Raw genomic sequence first — 18,484 nt, 5'->3', positions numbered from 1 at the left:
CGTTGGGTGGCTGCGGTTGACGCCTTCAAGCGGACGCATGCCCAGTTGCATCGCGCAGCTGCGCACGCGGTTTGTTCGATCTGCCGGTCAACGTGGCGGGCGCGTCCTGCCCAAGCGCGCCGCCATGCCGGGGCCGCCGACCAGGCCCACGACCGCCAGGGCGAGCAGCAGTTCCAGCCACGCCATTCCACGTGCCTGCGGCTGGCTCCAGGCGGCCATGACGCCGTGGCTGAACCAGCCCAGCGCGAACACGCCGGCCCAGAAGCGGGCACGCGCACTGCGCACTGCCAGCACGCCGGTCAGCGCGGCCGGCAGCACGAACACGATGAGCGCGGCCAGTGGGCGCGGGTCGTCGTGAAACCACACCGCAAACAACGCCGCCAGCGCCAGCAGCGCGGCGCTCAGCAGCCAATGCATGGCGCGCACGCTCACGGGGTTGCCAGCCGCCGCGCGATATCGGCCACCCTGCGGCCCAGCGCACGCGCCAGCAGTGCTTCGTCCTCGCTCGGTTGCGGGTCGCCGCCGGCACCGGAGACATGGCTGGCGCCATACGGCGTGCCGCCGCTTGTAGTGTGGCTGAGCGCGGCTTCGGTAAACGGAATCCCCACGATCAGGCAACCGTGATGCAGCAGCGGCAGATGCATCGACAGCAGGGTGGATTCCTGGCCGCCATGCATCGAGGCGGTGGAGGTGAACACGCCGGCCGGCTTGCCGGCCAGGGTGCCGCTGGCCCATTCGGCGCCCAGGCTGTCGAGGAAGTGCTTCATCGGTGCGGCCATGTTGCCGAAGCGGGTGGGGCTGCCAAGCAGCAGGCCGCTGCACTCGGCCAGATCGGCGCGGTCTACATAGGGCGCGCCTTCGTCCGGCACCGGCGGGGCGCTGGTCTGGGTGACCGCAGCCACCGGTGGAACGGTGCGCAGCCGCGCGCTCATGCCGGGCACTTCGCCGATGCCGCGCGCGATCTGCCGCGCCAGCCGCGCCACCGAACCGCCCCGGCTGTAATACAGCACCAAAATCTCTGCCATCGCGCATCCACCGCCTGTATGAATTGCCGCAGTATCGGCCAAGCCAGCCTGCTGCTGCACGCCGCAGTTGCGGCAAGGCCGCGATGACGGCGCATCGGGTACCCTTGCGCGATGTCGCGTGTGAACAAACTCCACCAATGGAAAGAACGTCTACGCGACCGCGCGCGGACGGTGAGCTTCGGGCGCTTTCTGTGGCGCCGCTTCCTGGACGACCGGTTGTTCCAGGCGGCTGCCTCGCTGGCATACACCACCGTGTTCGCGCTGGTGCCGCTGGCGATCGTGGTGTTCGGCGTGCTCTCGGCGTTTCCGGCCTTCAACGAGTGGAAGGACGCGCTCACCGACTTCATCTTCAACAATTTCGTGCCCGGCGCGGCGCGCTCGGTGCAGAACTATCTCAACCGCTCGCTGGAAGACCTGGGCAAGTTCACCGTGGCCGGCATGGTCGCGCTGGTGGCCTCGCTGCTGATCACCCTGCACAGCATCGAACAAACCTTCAACAGCATCTGGCGGGTCGCCGCCGCGCGCCCCAAGGTGACGCGCTTCCTGATCTACTGGACGGTGCTGACGCTGGGCACGATGCTGGCCGCCGCCTCGATGGCGATGGCGGCCTACGTGTTCGCGCTGCCGCTATTCCGCACCACCGAAGGCCAGTGGCTGGCCGAATTTGCCTGGCGGCTGGCGCCGATGGCGGTGGAGTTCGTGTGCATCGTGCTGATCTACCGCGTGGTGCCGCAGCACGTGGTGCGGCTGCGGCATGCGCTGCCGGGCGCGCTGCTGGCGGTGATCCTGATGGAAATCGTCAAGTGGGGCTTTGGCTTTTACCTCGGCAATTTCCAGACTTACCAACGCATCTACGGCGCGCTGTCGGCACTGCCGATCCTGTTGTTGTGGATCTACCTGAGCTGGGTGTCGGTGCTGCTGGGCGCCTCGCTGGCCTCGTCGATGTCCGCGTTCCGTTACCAGCCCGAGGCCATGCGTCTGCCGCCGGGCTTCGAGATCTACGGCCTGCTGCGTCTGCTCGGCCGCTTCAGCCAGGCGCGCGTCCACGGCAATGGCCTGGACGAAGACCGCATCCTGGCGCTGGAGCCGATGCTCACCGACACGCTGATGCAGGAACTGCTGTGCGAGCTCAAGCGTATCCGCCTGCTGCGTCGCGACGAGCGCGGGCAGTGGCTGCTGGCGCGCGATCTGGATGTGGTGCCCCTGGCCGAACTCTACGAAAACTGCCAGCTGCGCGTGCCGATCGAAGACCGCCCATTGCCGTGCCGCGACGATGCATTCGGCCAGGCCGCCGCCGCGGCGCTGGAACAGCTGCGCCAACCCTTGCGCAGCGTGCTGGCGCAGCCGGTCGGCGACCTTTACACCCACCTTCCCGGAGATCCTCCATGACCGTGCGTCTTGTCCGCAGCGCCTGTGCGCTGCTGTTGCCATTGTTGATGCTGACCGCCTGCAAGCCCACGGGCGAAGGTACACCTGCTGCCGGCAACGGCACCGCGCCTGCCACCACCACCCAGACGCCGACTGCACCGGCCACGCCCGCCGACCCGGCCGCACCTCCCAACAGCTCGGTGGTGCAGCAGACCGCCCAGATGCCCAAGCTCTCGCTGCCGACCGTGACCGGCGAGACCTACGACCTGGCCGCGCACCGCGGCAAATGGGTGGTGGTGAATTTCTGGGCTACCTGGTGCGCGCCGTGCCTGAAGGAAATGCCCGAACTGTCGGCGCTGCACACCATGCGCGACACCGTCGAGGTGGTGGGTCTGGCCTACGAAGACATCACCAGCGCCGACATGCAGGCATTCTTGAAGGACCACCCGGTGTCCTACCCGATCGCCATCCTCGACCCGTACCAGCCGCCACAGGACTTCGCCACCCCGCGCGGCCTGCCGATGACCTACCTGATCGGCCCGGATGGCAAGGTCGCCAAACAATTCCTTGGGCCGGTGACCGCACGCGATATCGAAGCGGCCGTCGGCATCACCGGCAAGGCGGGTTGATGCAGGCCGCGCGTTTTGTGGTGAGCGGGATGGTGCAGGGCGTGTATTACCGCGCTTCCACCCGTCAACGCGCACTGGCACTCGGTCTGGTCGGGCATGCCCGCAACCAGGCCGACGGCAGCGTGGACGTGGTCGCCGCCGGTAGCGCGGCGGCGCTGGACGCTTTGGAAGCATGGCTATGGCAGGGCCCGCCGGCCGCCACGGTCGCGGCGGTCACGCGCACGGTCTGCGCGGTTCTGCCGACTGAAGACTTTGTAACTGGGTGAGCGTGCGCTACTGAAGCGGGGCAACAGAGTTGGGTTGCCTCGCCGATAACCCTGTCAACGCGATCAGGCGTGCACGGGGAATGTAATGGCCGCTCCATCTCAAGACCGCAACGACGGGCACGACCTGCCCGCGCATCGCCGCAACCGCCAGCTGGCGCCGTGGCTGTATCTCGGTGTCCTGCTGGGCAGCGGCTGGTTGTTGTTTCTGCACCCGCAAACTCGCGTGCTACAAACCGGACAGGCGGCAACCAGCTGGCTGCTGGCCTGGGTCTTTAGCGGCATCGTGATCGGCGCAGTGGTGTGGAGCCTGCGTCTGGCACGCCAGGGGCTGGTTCAGCCCTCGGCAAGCTACCCGCTGTCGGCGCGCTTGCCCGATTCGTGGGCCGATGCCTACGCCGCACTCCTGCGCCCGGCCACCGCAACGCCCGTGGCCGCGGCCAGACCGGACCCGGCCGGCGCCCAGCGTGGCGCAGCCTGGCACCGCTTCGGCGGCGGCATGCTCAGCGCGGAAACCTTCGACCCCAACGACGCCACCCGCGCACCGTGGGACGGGCTGGATGCGCAGTCCTGCATCGTGCGCCTGGACGATGTGCGTCAGGCCTGGCACAACGCCGCCGCCAACCGCACGCTGCAGCAGGAACGCCGCTACTGGCTGGATGTGGTGCTGTCGCTGCTCGACCACGGCGTGATGCGCCCACTGCAGGACGGCTATCTGCCCGACACCGCGGCCCTGCGCACCGAACGTTTTCTGCTCGGCGCCGATGCCGGCCCGATCGTGCTGTCCGAGGTGCCGGCGTTGTTTGCGCGGCGTCTGGCGCTGGCCATCGAGACCATGCCGACCGCCCAACGCGAGGCCGCCGGCGTGCAATGGCGCCTGCTGCAGCAATTGCATGCACTGGTCGCCGAAGGTCGCATGCTGGACGAGCGTTCGCAGGTGATCCAGGTGCTGGCATGGAACCCGGATGTGGACCTGGACCAGGTCGAAGTGGCCTACATCCTGGCCGCCGAGTACCGCGAAGGCATGCGCGACTGGCTCCGCCGCGCCGCACTGGTACGCCTGCCCGACAGCGCGTTGCGCCTGGACGAAGTGCTGCTGTCGTCCTGCAGCCCACTCGGTGCGCAGGCCGACGATGTGGACTACATGGAAGCGATGCGCCCGCTGCATCGCGGTTTCATGCAATTGTTCAGTCAGCGTCTGAGCCAGCTGGTGCTGCAGGCCGAGCAGGTCGAACGTCAGGCCGGCCTGCACCCGCTACCGCGTGCCACGGCCGCCAGCGACGAAGTCTCTCAGGACTGGGCGGCGTAATCGTCAATCGGTTCCAGTACGCCATAGCGTTCCTTGTGCAGCTTGCCGGGCAATGGCGGCAGCTGCACCAGCGCATCGGGCACAGCGGTGTCCGGTAGCCGGTCCAGCAGATCGCGGATCAGGCTCAAGCGGCCACGCTTCTGGTCGTTGAAATCCACCAGCGTCCACGGTGCCTCGGGCGTATGCGTCGCCTCCAGCATGCGTTCGCGCGCGGCGGTGTAGTCGTCGTATTTGGTGCGTGACTGCAGGTCCACCGGCGACAGCTTCCAGCCCTTGAGTGGGTCTTCGCGGCGTTCGGCAAAGCGCTTTTCCTGCTCGGCCTGGTCCACGCACAACCAGTACTTGAACAGCAGGATGCCGTCGTCGACCAGCATCTGTTCAAAGCGTGGCGCCTGCTCCAGGAACAGGTCGTATTGCGCGTCGGTGCAATAGCCCATCACCTTCTCGACGCCGGCGCGGTTGTACCAGCTGCGATCCATCAGCACCAGTTCGCCGGCGGCCGGCAGGTGCGTGACGTAGCGCTGGAAATACCACTGCGTGCTTTCGCGGTCGTTGGGCTTGGGCAGCGCCACCACGCGACACTGCCGTGGGTTGAGGTGGCTGGCGATGGTCTGGATGACGCCGCCCTTGCCGGCGGTGTCGCGGCCTTCCACCAGGACCAGGGCACGCTGGTTGGTGTGGCGCAACCAGCGCGCCATGTCCACCAGTTCCAACTGCATTGGCGCCAGCAATTTTTTATAAGCCTTGCGTTTCAAGTGCGACATGCGCGTTCCAGCAGCGGTGGAAAGCGCGCAGGCTATTCGCCCAAGCGTGGACGCAATGTCGCCAGATTGCAGGGCTTGGTGCGCGCATCCAGCTGCGCGCGCACGATCTTTTCCCAGGCCGTGCGGCAGGCCGAGGTGGAGCCGGGCAGGCAGAACACGAAGCTGTGATTGGCCAGCCCGGCAAAGGCGCGCGACTGCAGTGAGGAGGTGCCGATTTCTTCCACGCTGATCGCGCGGAACATCTCGCCGAAGCCAGGCATGACCTTGTCCAGCAACGGGGTGATCGCTTCCGGGGTGCTGTCGCGACCCGTAAAACCGGTGCCACCGGTGATCAGGATCCCATCCACCTGCGCATCTGCGATCCAGCCGGAGACGATCGCACGCATCCGGTAACGGTCGTCCGGGCACAGTGCACGTTCGTGCAGGACGTGGCCTTCATGGGTAAGGACATCGGCCAGGTAATCGCCGGAGCGGTCCTCGGCCAGGGTGCGGCTGTCGGACACCGTCAGCACACACAGGCGCAAGGAAATGAAGTCGAGAGTGGAAGGCATGCCTCAAGCCTAGCGAGCCGGGGCGGCCGGGTACAGCACCACGGCGTGAAGCCGCACAACTCAGCTGCTGGCTTCGGTCAGTGCGATAGCGCGGCCGGGGATCGGCTCCTCGGCTCGGCAGACATCCGTCTGATTCGCCGTCGCGGCAGATCCGTGTGCCGCTCTGTGCCAAGCCCCGGCCATGCTGCGGCCTCGGCAGGTTGTTTCCATGGCCTGAAAAGGTCTCGAAGAAATTCAATGACGCTTTTAAACCGCTCTCCCGCCCGGGGCGAGGAGGTACGGCCTGCGCGCCATGGGCGCACGTGCCTTGAGCGCCCGCGCCGCAAGCGCGGGCCAGGGCAAGGCGCGGAAGTTGAGGTCAGGGTACGGCGGCAGACGGCGATCCATAACGTAGAGGCCGTTGCTAAACCCCTAACCAACCATGCGTTCCCGCGACCCCACGCATCAATTCTCCGAATGCATCCGCAAACCCATCCATATTGAACACGCCCGACTCGCGCCGACGCTCCGCCACCCGTGCACGCAACGCACTCAGTGCCGCCGGGTCACTCGCCAACGCTACCGCCGTGGCCACGAATGCAGCGTCATCGGCCACATTCATTTCATCCAGCCCCAGATGATGATTCAGGCTGCCGGCCACACGCGCGGCAAACGTCTGACCAGGTGTGGTCAAGACCGGGCAACCTGCCCATAACGCATCGGAGGCGGTGGTGTGCGCGTTGTACGGATGCGTATCCAAAAATAGGTCCGCATGTCGATAGCGCGCCAGATACTGCGGATGCGGCAGTTTCGGCATGAAGACCAACCGCTGCGCGTCCACGCCCTGTGCCTGCGCTGCTGCACGCATTCGCGCATCGGCCTGGCCCGGGCCGGACAGCAGCCACAGCACGCTGCCGGGCACCGCGCGCAGCACCGCCAGCATGCGCGCCATGCTGCGTGGATTGAGCTTGTAACTGTTGTTGAAGCAGCACAGCACCACAGCGTGATCCGGCAGCCCGCACTGCGCGCGCGATGGCGCTTCGGCCACCGTGCGCGAGGTGTCCGATGGTTGAAATGCGCGCGGCAGGCGCAGCACCCGTTCGCTGTAGAACGGCTCCAGCGACGTCGGCAACGCGATGGCGTCACCAAGCACATAATCCATCCACGGCGCGCCAGATGTGCCCGGATACGCCAGCCAGTTGAGCTGCACCGGTGCCGGCCGCAATGCGAAGACTTCCGGTCGTCCGCCACCGCCCCAGCCGCGCAGATCGAACAGCAGATCGATGCCCTGGTTGCGGATATGTTGCGCGGTTGCCAGATGCCCCAGCGCGGTGACATCGTGCATGCGCGTTGCCTGCGCCAGGCGCGCGCGAATGTCGCTGCCATCGTCCGGGCTGGTTGCAAACAATTGCACCTGCAGGTCCGGCTGGCGTCGCTGCAACGCTTCGAACAAGGCCACCGTCAGTAAGCCCGTCGGGTGAGCGCCAAAGCCGTTGGACACGAATCCGAGTTGCAGCGTGCCGCGGCTGCGCAGCGTTGCCGCTGGCAGCGGGCGCACGGAAGAGGCAATCGCCTGCGCGCGGGTGCGGGCGCACGCCAGCTGCTCCGCAGCGCTGGCGTCCTCGCTCAGGAACGCGAAAGGCTCCACGGCCGCTTCGCCTTGCGTGACTGCGGTGCGCACCTGTGCAGCCAGCGATTCCAGTTCGCGCCAATCGCATAAGCGGCGTCGCCAGTTGAGCAGTTGTGCGGTGATATAGGGCTCGTCGGGCAGCAGCTGATGGGCGCGCGTATAGGCGGCCGCGGCCTGTTCCGGTTGGCCTGCATCTTCGAGCGCGTGCCCAAGCCACAGGGCGATCCCCGGATGCTGCGGGACCAGGTCCGAGGCCTGTTGGAGCAGCGTGGCCGCTTCTGCATGGCGCTGTTGCGCCCAGCGCACCCGTCCCAGCCGCGCCACCGCTTCTGGATGGCCCGGATGCAGCGCCAGCGCGCGCTGCACGGCAGTCTCGCCGGCAGCGGTGACGCCCATGCCCAGCTCGGCATCGGCCAGCATCAACCAGGCGACGAAATCGCCGGGCTGGCGTCGCACGTGCTCGCGCAGCTGTAGCAGCTCGCGCGGGAACTGCGCACTCACGGGCTATCGCTCAACCGTGCCAGTTCGTCGGCTTGATGTTCGTGCAGCAGCCTCCCGATCAATGCATCCAGATCGCCTTCGATGATGTTGGGCAGGTCGTACAAGGTCAGCCCTTCGACGCGATGGTCGGTGATGCGACCCTGCGGAAAGCTATAGGTACGAATGCGCTGGCTGCGGTCGCCGCTGCCCACCTGCAACTTGCGCGTCTGCGCTTCGGCCGCTGCCGCCTTGCTGCGTTCGGTGTCCAGCAACTGCGCCTTCAATCGCTTCATCGCCTTGTCGCGATTGGCATGCTGGCTGCGCTCGGTCTGGCATTCCACCACCACCCCGCTGGGCACGTGGGTGATGCGGATCGCCGATTCGGTCTTGTTGACGTGCTGGCCGCCCGCACCGGACGAGCGAAACGTGTCCACTTTCAGATCGGCTGGATTGATCGTGATCTCTTCCACGTCGTCGGCTTCGGGAATGATCGCCACCGTTGCGGCCGAGGTGTGGATACGGCCTTGCGATTCGGTTGCCGGTACGCGTTGCACGCGATGGGTGCCGGATTCGAACTTCAGGCGCGAATACGCACCGCGCCCGACCACCCGCGCCACCACCTCCTTGTAGCCGCCGTGCTCGCCGGGACTGTCGGATTCGATTTCCACCTTCCAGCCCTGGCGCTCGGCGTAGCGTGCGTACATGCGGAACAGGTCGCCGGCAAAGATCGCCGCTTCGTCACCGCCAGTGCCGGCGCGCACTTCCAGGAACAGGTTGCCGTCGTCGCGTGGGTCGCGCGGTACCAGCAGCGCGGCCAGCTGTGCATCGAGGTGTTCCAGGCGCGCCTGTGCAGCGGCCATTTCCTCTTCGGCCAGCTCGCGCATCTCCGGGTCGTTGCGCAGCGCCTCGGCCGTGGCCAGGTCGGCCTTGGCGCGCGCCTCCTCTTCCAGCGCCACCGCCACCGGCTCCAGTTGCGACAGTTCGCGCGAAAGCGTACGGAACGTGTCGTTGTTGCCCACCACATCGGGGTCGGAGAGCAGGTGCTGCAGTTCTTCGCGGCGCTCGGCCAGCGCTTCGAGCTTACGGCGCAGGGTCGGCGTCATCGGTCCTCACGATCGGGGTAGCTATGGGGGGATGTTGGTAACCCGGTTTTTCCGGAAACAGCCGGTCGGCCGCAGTGGTCAATTCCAGGTCGTTGTTGAGCGCCGCATCGCGTAGTGCGGCGGTGGGCGGATGCAGCAGGCGGTTGGTCAGCGCATGCGCCAGCTGCTCCAGCACTTCGTCGGCCGGTTTGCCGTTGTGCAACTGCTGGCGCGCCTTGGCCAGCAGCTCGTCGCGGGTGCTATCGCCGAAGGCGCGCAGCCGCTTGAGCGGTGCCTGGCGCGCGTTGGCCTGCAAGGTTTCGACATAGCGCGCCACTTGCAGGTCGATGATGGCTTCGGCCTGGTCGGCCGCTTCGCGGCGGCCACGGCGGTTGTCTTCGACCGCGCGTTCCAGGTCATCCACCGTGTACAGGTAGGCGTCGCTCAACTCACCCACCGAGGCCTCGATATCGCGCGGCACTGCCAGGTCGAACAGCAGCATCGGCTTGCGCTTGCGTGCGCGCAATGCCTGTTCCACCTGTGCGCGTGTCACCAGCGGCTCACGTGCAGCGGTGGCCGAAAACACCACATCCGCCTCGGCCAGGTGGCGTTCCAGATCGGTCAGCGGCAAGGCGAAGCCGCCGTGCTGGCTGGCGAGCGTCTGCGCGTGGGCGAGGGTGCGGTTGGCGATCAGCAGGCGGCGCACGCGGCCTTCGCTCAGATGCTTGGCCGCCAGTTCGATGGTTTCGCCGGCACCGATCAGCAACACCGTCGATTCGTTGAGCCGGGCAAACGAGTCTTGTGCCAACCGCACCGCCGTGGATGCGACCGACACCGGATTTGCGCCCACGCGGGTGTCGGTACGCGCGCGCTTGGCCACCGAAAAGGTCTGTTGGAACAGCCGGTCCAACCCGCTGCCCAGCGCGCCGTGCGCCCGCGCCACTGCCCAGGCGTCCTTCACCTGGCCGAGGATCTGGGGTTCTCCCAATACCATCGAATCCAGCCCGGTGGCGACGCGGAACAGGTGACGCACCGCCTCGGCTTCCTGGTGCTGGTACAGATAACCGCTCAGCCCGGGCGCGTGGGTTTCCAGCCAGGTGACCAGGCTGTGCGCCTCCTCGGCCATCGCATACAACTCGGTACGGTTGCAGGTGGACAGCAGCGCGGCCTCGCTTACCTGGGGCAGCGCACGCAGCGATTCGAGCGCGCGCGGCAGCGCATCACCTGCGAACGCCGCGCGTTCGCGCAGGTCCACAGGTGCGGTCTGGTGATTCAGTCCGAGCACCCACAACGTCATTGTTCAGTTGCTTGCGATAAGCTGGCGGCCATTCAGGGCCCCATTTTACGGCCCGGTTGCCCCCGATGCCTGTACCGATTCGCATCCTGTGTGTTCTTCTGCTGGTCGCAGTCTCCGCCAGTGCCACCGCAGCACCCAAGAAAGCCCCGCCCGCTCCGCCGCCAAGCAGTGCCGGCGCCTCGTCGCTGGAACCCGTGCTCGCCGGCGAATTCGCCTTGCAGGCTGGGCAACTGGACGATGCCGCGCGCGCCTACCTGGACGCCGCCAAGGCCGAAGCCGGCGATGCCGGGCTGGCCGAGCGCGCCGCCCGCATCTCCATGCTGGCCAACGACGACCCGCGCGCGATCGAGGCGCTGGCGTTGTGGCGCGCCCGCGCACCGTCGTCGATGTCCATGCGCAGCACCGAGGCCTCGCTGGCCCTGCGCCGCAACGACCTGCGCACCGCACGCCGCGACCTGCTCGGCCTGCTCAAGGAGCCCGATCCGCGTGGCTGGCGCTTTGCGCTGATCGCCCTGGCCAACGGCGGTCGCGAGCCGGAAGCCTCGGCCGACGTGCTCGAAGACCTGGTCAAGGCCGGCGCCATCCCGAATCAGATCGAAGCCTGGCAGGAATTCGGCCGGCTCGCGCTGCGCATGGAGCGCCCGGCGCTGGCCAAGCGCATCGTCGACGAGGTGGTGCGCCGCTTCCCCGAAGAGCCGCGCGTGGCCTTGCTGCATGCCACCCAGTTGCAGCAGGAAGGCAAGAACGACGAAGCGCTGACGCTGTTGAAGAACATCGAACCGCAGGCGGTCAAGGATTCCGAGCTGCGCGGCGCGCTGGCGTTCGCCTACGACGCCATGGGCCAGACCGAAGCTGCTGCACGCGTGCTCTCGACCGGGCCGCAGGACACCCAGACCTATGGCTTGCGTGCCTCGATGCTGGCCAAGGAAAAAGACCGCAGCTCGCTGGAGGCGCTGTACGCCGAGCTCAAGAGCAACGCCACCAAGCCCGATCCGGACCGCCGTCTGCTGCTGGGCAAGATCGCCGAATTCCTCAAGCGCTACGACGAGGCGGTGGAGTGGTATCGCGGCGTGCCGGGTGGTCCGCAACTCAGCGAGGCGCGTCTGCGCGCCGCCAGCGCCTTGTACGAACTGGGCCGCAAGCCCGAAGCGCTTGCCGAAGCCCGCGCCCTGCAGGGCGACGCCAGTGCCGACGATGACGCGCGCCGCGACGCCTACGTGCTCGAAGCCGAGCTGCATCAGCGGGCCGACGATGCACCTGGCGAACTGGACGCGTTCGAACGTGGCCTGGCCGCCTACCCGGACGATAGCGCGTTGCTGTACGCCCGCGGGCTGGCCTGGGAGCGACGCGACGATGTCCCGCGTGCCGAGGCCGATCTGCGCAAGATCCTGGTGACCGAACCGGAAAACGTCGCAGCCCTGAACGCGCTGGGCTACACCCTGGCCGACCGCACTACCCGCTACAAGGAAGCGTTGGCGCTGATCGACCGCGCCCGCACCGCCGACCCGGACAACCCGGCCATCGTCGATAGTTATGGCTGGGTGCTGTACCGGATGGGCCGCACCAAGGAAGCCCTGGTGCAACTGCGCCGCGCCTGGGCGCTGGTCAAGGACCCGGAAATCGCGGCCCACGTGGGCGAAGTGCTGTGGGTCAGCGGCAAGCAGGATGAAGCACGTCGCTACTTCGATGAAGCGCGCCGTCTCGACCCCGACAACCGTGCGCTGCAGCGTGCCGTGGAGAAGTTCGGGCTATGAGCAAGATGGTCCGAACGCTGGCCCTGGGCGGGCTGGTGCTGGTCGGGCTGTCGGCCTGCGTCAGCGTGCCGCGCGGGCAGGGCAGCGGGGCGGCGGTGGTCGATCACGTCTCCGACAGTGCGCGCCAGGCTGAAGCCGCTCGCCAGGCCTGGTTGCAGGCGCATCCCCACTGGTCCTTCCAGGGCCGGGTGGCGATCAGCAAGGACCGCAACGGCGGCAGCGGCCGCATCGACTGGCAGCAGGACGGCCCACGCTACCGCGTGCAACTCAGCGCGCCGGTCACCCGGCAAAGCTGGGTGCTCACCGGCGACACCACCAGTGGCGCCGGCCGGCTGGAAGGGCTGGATGGCGGTCCGCGCAGTGGTCCCGATGCCGAGCAGGTGCTGCTGGAAGCAACCGGCTGGACCATCCCGGTCAACCAGATGCCGGACTGGGTGCGCGCGCTGCGCATCGCCGATGCGGGCGCCGCACGCGTCGACCTGGATGCCGCCGGGCGCCCGCGCACCGTGCAGCAGGACGGCTGGACGATCGACTTTCTGGCCTGGACGCCAGCCAGCGCCGAGCAGCCCGCGCTGCCGCAGCGGATCGAAGCCCGTAACGGCGAGGCCAAGGTGCGCCTGCTGGTCGACCAATGGACCGTATCGCCCTGATGGACGCGCCGGGAAGCGATTGGTCGGCCTGGCCCGCGCCGGCCAAGCTGAATTTGTTTCTGCAAATCACCGGGCGCCGGGCCGACGGCTACCACCTGCTGCAGACCGTGTTCCGGCTGCTGGACTGGGGGGATACCGTTCATCTTCGCGTGCGTCGCGGCGGCCAGATCCGCCGCGCGGGCGAGAGTTTGCCCGGTGTGGCCGAAGACGATGACCTGGTGATCCGCGCCGCGCGCCTGCTGCAGTCGGCAACCGGCACCCAGGCGGGCGCGGAGATTCGGGTCGACAAGCGCATCCCGGCCGGCGGCGGGTTCGGCGGCGGCTCCTCGGATGCGGCGACCGTGCTGGTGGCGCTCAATGCCTTGTGGGGCCTGGGTCTGGCGGCCGATGCGCTGGCCGAGCTGGGCTTGCAGCTGGGCGCAGACGTGCCGGTCTTCGTGCGCGGCCACAATGCCTGGGCCGAAGGCGTGGGCGAACAACTGACCCCGATTTCCCTGCCGGAAGCGGCTTATCTGCTGGTCGATCCCGGCGTTCACGTGCCGACACCAGCGTTATTTCGATCACAGGAATTGACGCGGGATGCCGCGCCCGCGAAAATAGCGGACTTCGCTTCCGGTTCTCTGCTCGACAATGCGTTCGAGCCGGTTCTGCGGCGCCGCGAACCCGCCGTCGAGGCCGTGTTCCAGGCGCTTTCTAGGGTCGGTACACCGCGGTTGACCGGGTCGGGAAGTGGCTGTTTCGTCGAATTCGCCACGCGCGCTGCTGCAGAGCAGGCGCTGGCGCAGTTGCCGGGCGGCCTGCGGGCGTGGGTGGCGGAGGGTGCATCGCACTCGCCGTTGCTCGACGCACGGGACGCGAGACAAGTTTGATGCAGGGGCGTCGCCAAGAGGCCCAAGGCACCAGGTTTTGATCCTGGCATTCGTAGGTTCGAATCCTACCGCCCCTGCCAGTTTGTCGAGAAAGGCAGGTCCGCCTGCACTAGGTTTCACTGCAGATCCGTCTGCAACACCTCGAACGAAAGCCCGGCATTGGTTCGGCTTTGTCCTGCTCCACCATCGATCCGCACGCTCTTCGCCGCCGCCCGAGAGATCTCATGCAAGACCAACGTAATCTGCTGGTGTTCTCCGGCAATGCCAACAAGCCGCTTGCCCAGAGCATCTGCAAGGAACTGGGCGTTCGCATGGGCAAGGCGTTGGTCACGCGTTTTTCCGACGGCGAAGTGCAGGTGGAGATCGAAGAAAGCGTGCGTCGGCAGGAAGTGTTCGTCATCCAGCCGACCTGTGCGCCCAGCGCCGAAAACCTGATGGAACTGCTGGTGCTGATCGACGCGCTCAAGCGCGCCAGCGCCCAGTCCGTTACCGCGGTGATCCCGTATTTCGGTTATTCGCGCCAGGACCGTCGTATGCGCTCCTCGCGCGTGCCGATCACCGCCAAGGTGGCTGCCAAGATGATCTGCGCCATGGAGGCGGACCGCGTGCTGACGGTCGACCTGCATGCCGACCAGATCCAGGGTTTCTTCGATGTGCCGGTCGACAACGTCTACGCCTCGCCGCTGCTGCTGGCCGACATCTGGCGCGCCTACGGCACCGACAACCTGATCGTGGTGTCGCCCGACGTGGGCGGCGTGGTGCGCGCGCGCGCCGTCGCCAAGCGTCTGGACGATGCGGATCTGGCCATCATCGACAAGCGCCGTCCGCGCGCCAATGTGGCCACCGTGATGAACATCATCGGCGACGTGCAGGGCAAGACCTGCGTGCTGGTCGACGACCTGGTCGACACCGCTGGTACCTTGTGCGCCGCTGCCGCAGCGCTGAAGCAGCGCGGTGCGCTCAAGGTCGTGGCCTACATCACCCACCCGGTGCTCTCCGGCCCGGCGGTGGACAACATCAACAATTCGCAGCTCGACGAGCTGGTGGTCACCGACACGATTCCGCTGAGCGAAGCGGCGCGCACCTGCGCCAAGATTCGTCAGCTGAGCGTGGCCGAACTGCTGGCCGAGACCATCCGCCGTATCGCCTTCGGCGAATCGGTCAGCTCGCTTTACGTCGACTGATGCCCCATTCGGTGCCCGATTCCCGGGTGCCGCCACACGTCTCACCTGGTCGCGGGTGAGACGCTTCATCGCCGCGAGGCGGTGTTCCAACCAGGTAGTGAAATCCAATGGCAAAGACTCATGAAATCAAGGTCGAGCGCCGCGCTGACGAGGGGAAGGGTGCGAGCCGCCGCCTGCGTCACGCTGGCGTCATTCCGGCCATCGTGTACGGTGGCGAACTCGAGCCGGTCAGCATCCAGCTCAACCACGAGCAGATCTGGCTCGCCCAGCAGAACGAGTGGTTCTACTCGTCCATCCTGGACCTGAACCTCAATGGCGACGTGCAGCAGGTGCTGCTGCGCGACATGCAGCGCCATCCGTTCAAGCAGCTGATCATGCACATCGACTTCCAGCGCGTTAGCGCCAACGAGAAGCTCAGTGCTGCCGTGCCGCTGCACTTCATCAACGAAGCATCCTCGCCGGCCGGCAAGTCGAGCGAAGTGGTCGTCACCCACGAACTCAACGAAGTTCAGGTGGTTTGCCTGCCGAAGGATCTGCCGGAGTTCATCGAAGTGGACCTCGGTGCACTGGAAGTGGGTAACGTGATCCACCTGTCCGAAATCAAGCTGCCGGCCGGTGTCGAAATTCCGGAGCTGAAGCTGGGCAAGGAACACGACGTGGCCGTGGTTGCTGCCAAGCACGTGCGGATCGAGGAAGACGACGCTGCCGGCGAAGAAGGCAGCGAAGGCGCCGAGACCAAGTAATCCGTCGGCCGATCCCTCGCATTGCGCGCGGGATCGGCTGCGGTCACTGGCATGTCTGCACTCCGCCTGATCGTCGGGCTCGGTAATCCCGGTCCGGAACACGCGCAAACCCGGCACAACGCCGGGTTTCGTTTCGTCGATGCCCTCATCGAGCGCGGTGGCGCCCGCTGGGCATTGGACAGCAAGCTGTTCGGCGAGACCGCCAAGGTCGAGATCGCGGGACAGCCGGTTTGGCTGCTCAAGCCGGCCACCTTCATGAATCTCAGTGGCAAGTCGATCACTGCCGCATTGCGGTTCTGGAAGATCGAGCCCGAACACCTGCTGGTCGCCCATGACGAACTGGATCTGGCGCCCGGTACCGCGCGGCTCAAGTTCGACGGCGGTCACGGCGGGCAAAACGGCTTGCGCGACACCATCCGCCTGCTCGGGCACGGCAAATTTCACCGTCTACGCGTTGGCATCGGTCATCCCGGCCATAAGGACCGCGTGGTGCCCTGGGTGCTGGGGCGGGCAGGGCGCGAGGACGATGCGGCGATCGGCGCTGCGGTGGACGCCGCCATCAATGTGCTGCCGCTGGCGATGGAAGGCAATTTCAACGAAGCGATGAAACGCCTGCATACCAGCAGGGATGCGTGATTGGGGATTGGGGATTCGCGGCCATGTGGCATGACGAATCTCCAATCCCGAATCCCAAATCCCGGATGTGACCCATGGGTATCAAATGCGGCATCGTCGGCCTGCCCAACGTCGGCAAGTCGACCCTGTTCAATGCGCTGACCAAGGCCGGCATCGCTGCGGCCAACTTCCCGTTCTGCACCATCGAGCCGAACGTCGGCATCGTGCCGGTGCCGGATCCGCGTCTCAATCAGCTGGCTGACATCGTCAAGCCGCAAAAGCTGATTCCTACCGCGGTCGAGTTCGTCGATATCGCCGGCCTGGTGGCCGGCGCGGCGAGCGGCGAAGGTCTGGGCAACAAGTTCCTGGCGCACATCCGCGAAGTCGATGCGATCACCCACGTGGTGCGTTGCTTCGAGAACGACGACGTCATCCACGTCAACAACAAGGTCGACCCGATCGCCGATATCGAAACCATCGATACCGAGCTGGCGCTGGCCGATCTGGACAGCGTGGAAAAGGCCCTCAACCGTGCCGAACGCAGCGCCAAGGGCGGCGACAAGGATGCAGCGGCGCGCAAGCCGGTGCTGGCCAAACTGCAGGCCGCGTTAGCGGACGGCAAGGCGGGTCGTGCCGCCGGTCTGGACGAGGAAGAAAAGGCGCTGGTGCGCGATCTGTTCCTGCTGACGCTCAAGCCGGTGCTGTACATCGCCAACGTGCTGGAAGACGGCTTCGAGAACAATCCGCACCTGGATGCGGTGCGCGCGCATGCGGCTGCCGAAGGTGCCGAAGTGGTGCCGGTCTCGGCGGCCATCGAAGAAGAGCTGTCGCAGCTGGACGATGCCGATCGCGACAGCTTCCTGACCGATCTCGGTCTGGAAGAGCCGGGCTTGAATCGCGTCATCCGTGCGGCCTACACGCTGCTGGGCCTGCAGACGTATTTCACTGCAGGGGTCAAGGAGGTGCGTGCCTGGACGGTCAAGGCCGGTTCGACCGCGCCGCAGGCTGCTGCCGTGATCCATACCGATTTCGAAAAGGGCTTCATCCGCGCCGAAACGATTGGTTTCGATGACTTCATCAAGTACCGCGGCGAAACCGGCGCCCGCGATGCCGGGCGCCTGCGCCTGGAAGGCAAGGAATACCGTGTCCAGGAAGGCGATGTGCTGCACTTCCGCTTCAACGTGTGATCGGCTGTGCGTGGCGCCCGACGCCGCGTGTCGTTGAGAGTGAAGGATTGCTCAAAATTTTTGTTGACACTGCATGCGTCCCACAACAAAATAACGGGCTGCTTCACCCCGAACCGAATTCGCCTCGCGGCGCACAGGTCCGGTAGTAAAAGCTGGAGGGATACCCAAGCGGCCAACGGGGGCAGACTGTAAATCTGCTGGCTTACGCCTTCGGTGGTTCGAATCCACCTCCCTCCACCAGTTTCACGTTGTGGCATGCAGTTCCCGGCGCGGGAGTAGTTCAACGGTAGAACCTCAGCCTTCCAAGCTGATGGTGCGGGTTCGATTCCCGTCTCCCGCTCCATTGAACGCAAATGCATGGCATAATGCAAAACTCGCTCACGTAGCTCAGTCGGTAGAGCACCTCCTTGGTAAGGAGGAGGTCGAAGGTTCGATTCCTTTCGTGAGCACCATTACTCAATCGTCTTCAACTCCAAACGATTACCGAGACACGCACCCATGGCAAAAGCTAAATTCGAGCGCACCAAGCCGCACGTGAACGTCGGCACCATCGGTCACGTTGACCATGGCAAGACCACGTTGACCGCTGCGCTGACCAAGATCGGTGCCGAGCGTTTCGGTGGTGAGTTCAAGGCGTACGACGCGATCGACGCGGCGCCGGAAGAGAAGGCGCGCGGCATCACGATTTCGACCGCGCACGTCGAATACGAATCCCCGACCCGCCACTACGCGCACGTCGACTGCCCCGGCCACGCCGACTACGTCAAGAACATGATCACCGGTGCGGCGCAGATGGACGGCGCGATCCTGGTGTGCTCGGCCGCTGACGGCCCGATGCCGCAGACCCGTGAGCACATCCTGCTCTCGCGTCAGGTCGGTGTGCCGCACATCGTCGTGTTCCTGAACAAGGCCGACATGGTCGACGACGCCGAGCTGCTCGAGCTGGTCGAGATGGAAGTGCGCGAGCTTCTGAGCAAGTACGACTTCCCGGGCGACGACACCCCGATCATCCACGGTTCGGCGCGTCTGGCGCTGGACGGCGATCAGAGCGACATCGGTGTGCCGGCGATCCTGAAGCTGGTTGAAGCGCTGGATTCGTTCATTC

The 18,484-nt window shown here is 66.2% G+C and carries 19 protein-coding genes and 4 tRNA genes; 16 read left to right on the top strand and 7 right to left on the bottom strand.

Annotation, left to right across the window (positions count from 1 at the left end; all coding sequences use genetic code 11):
- Positions 1-87: 87 nt before the first annotated feature.
- Together J7367_RS18945 and wrbA are read right to left on the bottom strand one after the other, a co-directional pair.
- Positions 88-432: a DUF2069 domain-containing protein gene (locus tag J7367_RS18945; RefSeq protein ID WP_042675653.1), complete on the bottom strand. Its 345-nt coding sequence runs from the start codon at positions 430-432 to the stop codon at positions 88-90.
- A complete protein-coding gene (wrbA, locus tag J7367_RS18940; protein WP_057662683.1) occupies positions 429-1,025 on the bottom strand; it encodes an NAD(P)H:quinone oxidoreductase in 597 nt (198 codons plus the stop codon). Before wrbA ends, J7367_RS18945 begins: the two co-directional genes overlap by 4 nt.
- A 111-nt stretch (positions 1,026-1,136) precedes the next feature.
- Here wrbA and J7367_RS18935 point away from each other — a divergent pair, with 111 nt between their 5' ends.
- The 4 genes from J7367_RS18935 (at position 1,137) to J7367_RS18920 (ending at position 4,594) form a co-directional block, all read left to right on the top strand.
- Positions 1,137-2,414 (top strand): YihY family inner membrane protein, encoded by a 1,278-nt coding sequence (locus tag J7367_RS18935; protein WP_007965865.1) that lies wholly within the window; start codon positions 1,137-1,139, stop codon positions 2,412-2,414.
- Positions 2,411-3,022: a TlpA disulfide reductase family protein gene (locus J7367_RS18930; protein WP_007965863.1), complete on the top strand. Its 612-nt coding sequence runs from the start codon at positions 2,411-2,413 to the stop codon at positions 3,020-3,022. The genes J7367_RS18935 and J7367_RS18930 overlap by 4 nt, the downstream gene beginning before the upstream one ends.
- Positions 3,022-3,288 (top strand): acylphosphatase, encoded by a 267-nt coding sequence (locus J7367_RS18925; RefSeq protein ID WP_057662686.1) that lies wholly within the window; start codon positions 3,022-3,024, stop codon positions 3,286-3,288. The genes J7367_RS18930 and J7367_RS18925 overlap by 1 nt, the downstream gene beginning before the upstream one ends.
- Positions 3,289-3,373: 85 nt before the next feature.
- A complete protein-coding gene (locus J7367_RS18920; protein WP_007965861.1) occupies positions 3,374-4,594 on the top strand; it encodes a hypothetical protein in 1,221 nt (406 codons plus the stop codon).
- On the opposite strand, the gene ppk2 is transcribed toward J7367_RS18920, so the two are convergent.
- From ppk2 to hemA, 5 genes are all read right to left on the bottom strand, one after another.
- Complete coding sequence (ppk2, locus tag J7367_RS18915) at positions 4,576-5,358, bottom strand: polyphosphate kinase 2 (protein ID WP_057662689.1); 783 nt, start codon at positions 5,356-5,358, stop codon at positions 4,576-4,578. The genes J7367_RS18920 and ppk2 overlap by 19 nt on opposite strands.
- Positions 5,359-5,390: 32 nt before the next feature.
- The gene (gene moaB / locus J7367_RS18910) at positions 5,391-5,909 is read right to left on the bottom strand and encodes a molybdenum cofactor biosynthesis protein B (protein WP_007965858.1); all 519 of its coding nucleotides are present in this window, start codon (positions 5,907-5,909) and stop codon (positions 5,391-5,393) included.
- Positions 5,910-6,312: 403 nt separating this feature from the next.
- On the bottom strand, positions 6,313-8,019 hold the full coding sequence (locus J7367_RS18905; RefSeq protein WP_057662690.1) for a tetratricopeptide repeat protein: 1,707 nt from the start codon (positions 8,017-8,019) through the stop codon (positions 6,313-6,315).
- On the bottom strand, positions 8,016-9,101 hold the full coding sequence (gene prfA / locus J7367_RS18900; protein WP_017155005.1) for a peptide chain release factor 1: 1,086 nt from the start codon (positions 9,099-9,101) through the stop codon (positions 8,016-8,018). The genes J7367_RS18905 and prfA overlap by 4 nt, the downstream gene beginning before the upstream one ends.
- Positions 9,079-10,377, bottom strand: a complete 1,299-nt coding sequence (hemA, locus tag J7367_RS18895; protein ID WP_057662692.1) for a glutamyl-tRNA reductase — start codon at positions 10,375-10,377, stop codon at positions 9,079-9,081. Before hemA ends, prfA begins: the two co-directional genes overlap by 23 nt.
- Before the next feature lie 65 nt (positions 10,378-10,442).
- Between hemA and J7367_RS18890 the strand changes: the two genes are divergently transcribed.
- From J7367_RS18890 to J7367_RS18835, 12 genes are all read left to right on the top strand, one after another.
- Positions 10,443-12,131, top strand: coding sequence for a tetratricopeptide repeat protein (locus J7367_RS18890; RefSeq protein ID WP_057662696.1), 1,689 nt, complete (start codon positions 10,443-10,445; stop codon positions 12,129-12,131).
- On the top strand, positions 12,128-12,781 hold the full coding sequence (lolB, locus tag J7367_RS18885; protein ID WP_057662699.1) for a lipoprotein insertase outer membrane protein LolB: 654 nt from the start codon (positions 12,128-12,130) through the stop codon (positions 12,779-12,781). The genes J7367_RS18890 and lolB overlap by 4 nt, the downstream gene beginning before the upstream one ends.
- Entirely contained in the window at positions 12,763-13,650 is an 888-nt protein-coding gene (gene ispE / locus J7367_RS18880) for a 4-(cytidine 5'-diphospho)-2-C-methyl-D-erythritol kinase (RefSeq protein WP_007965850.1), read from the top strand. The genes lolB and ispE overlap by 19 nt, the downstream gene beginning before the upstream one ends.
- Before the next feature lie 3 nt (positions 13,651-13,653).
- Positions 13,654-13,730 (top strand) — tRNA-Gln (locus J7367_RS18875).
- Between the two features lie 144 nt (positions 13,731-13,874).
- Positions 13,875-14,834, top strand: coding sequence for a ribose-phosphate diphosphokinase (locus tag J7367_RS18870; protein ID WP_003486761.1), 960 nt, complete (start codon positions 13,875-13,877; stop codon positions 14,832-14,834).
- Between the two features lie 107 nt (positions 14,835-14,941).
- Positions 14,942-15,577: a 50S ribosomal protein L25/general stress protein Ctc gene (locus tag J7367_RS18865; protein ID WP_003486759.1), complete on the top strand. Its 636-nt coding sequence runs from the start codon at positions 14,942-14,944 to the stop codon at positions 15,575-15,577.
- Between the two features lie 51 nt (positions 15,578-15,628).
- Entirely contained in the window at positions 15,629-16,213 is a 585-nt protein-coding gene (gene pth / locus J7367_RS18860) for an aminoacyl-tRNA hydrolase (RefSeq protein ID WP_057662700.1), read from the top strand.
- 74 nt (positions 16,214-16,287) lie between these two features.
- The gene (ychF, locus tag J7367_RS18855) at positions 16,288-17,379 is read left to right on the top strand and encodes a redox-regulated ATPase YchF (protein ID WP_007968859.1); all 1,092 of its coding nucleotides are present in this window, start codon (positions 16,288-16,290) and stop codon (positions 17,377-17,379) included.
- Positions 17,380-17,533: 154 nt separating this feature from the next.
- Positions 17,534-17,619: transfer RNA gene (locus J7367_RS18850), tRNA-Tyr, on the top strand.
- Between the two features lie 29 nt (positions 17,620-17,648).
- A tRNA-Gly gene (locus J7367_RS18845) sits at positions 17,649-17,722 on the top strand.
- 33 nt (positions 17,723-17,755) lie between these two features.
- A tRNA-Thr gene (locus J7367_RS18840) sits at positions 17,756-17,831 on the top strand.
- A gap of 46 nt (positions 17,832-17,877) precedes the next feature.
- A partial coding sequence (locus J7367_RS18835) for a GTP-binding protein (RefSeq protein WP_209028970.1) occupies positions 17,878-18,484 on the top strand: 607 nt, incomplete at its 3' end.

The sequence above is a fragment of the Xanthomonas sp. D-36-1 genome (genome assembly GCF_017746155.1).
GTDB lineage: Bacteria > Pseudomonadota > Gammaproteobacteria > Xanthomonadales > Xanthomonadaceae > Xanthomonas > Xanthomonas cissicola.
Note: the sequence above shows the minus strand (reverse complement) of the source record. Positions and strands in the feature narration are given on the sequence as shown.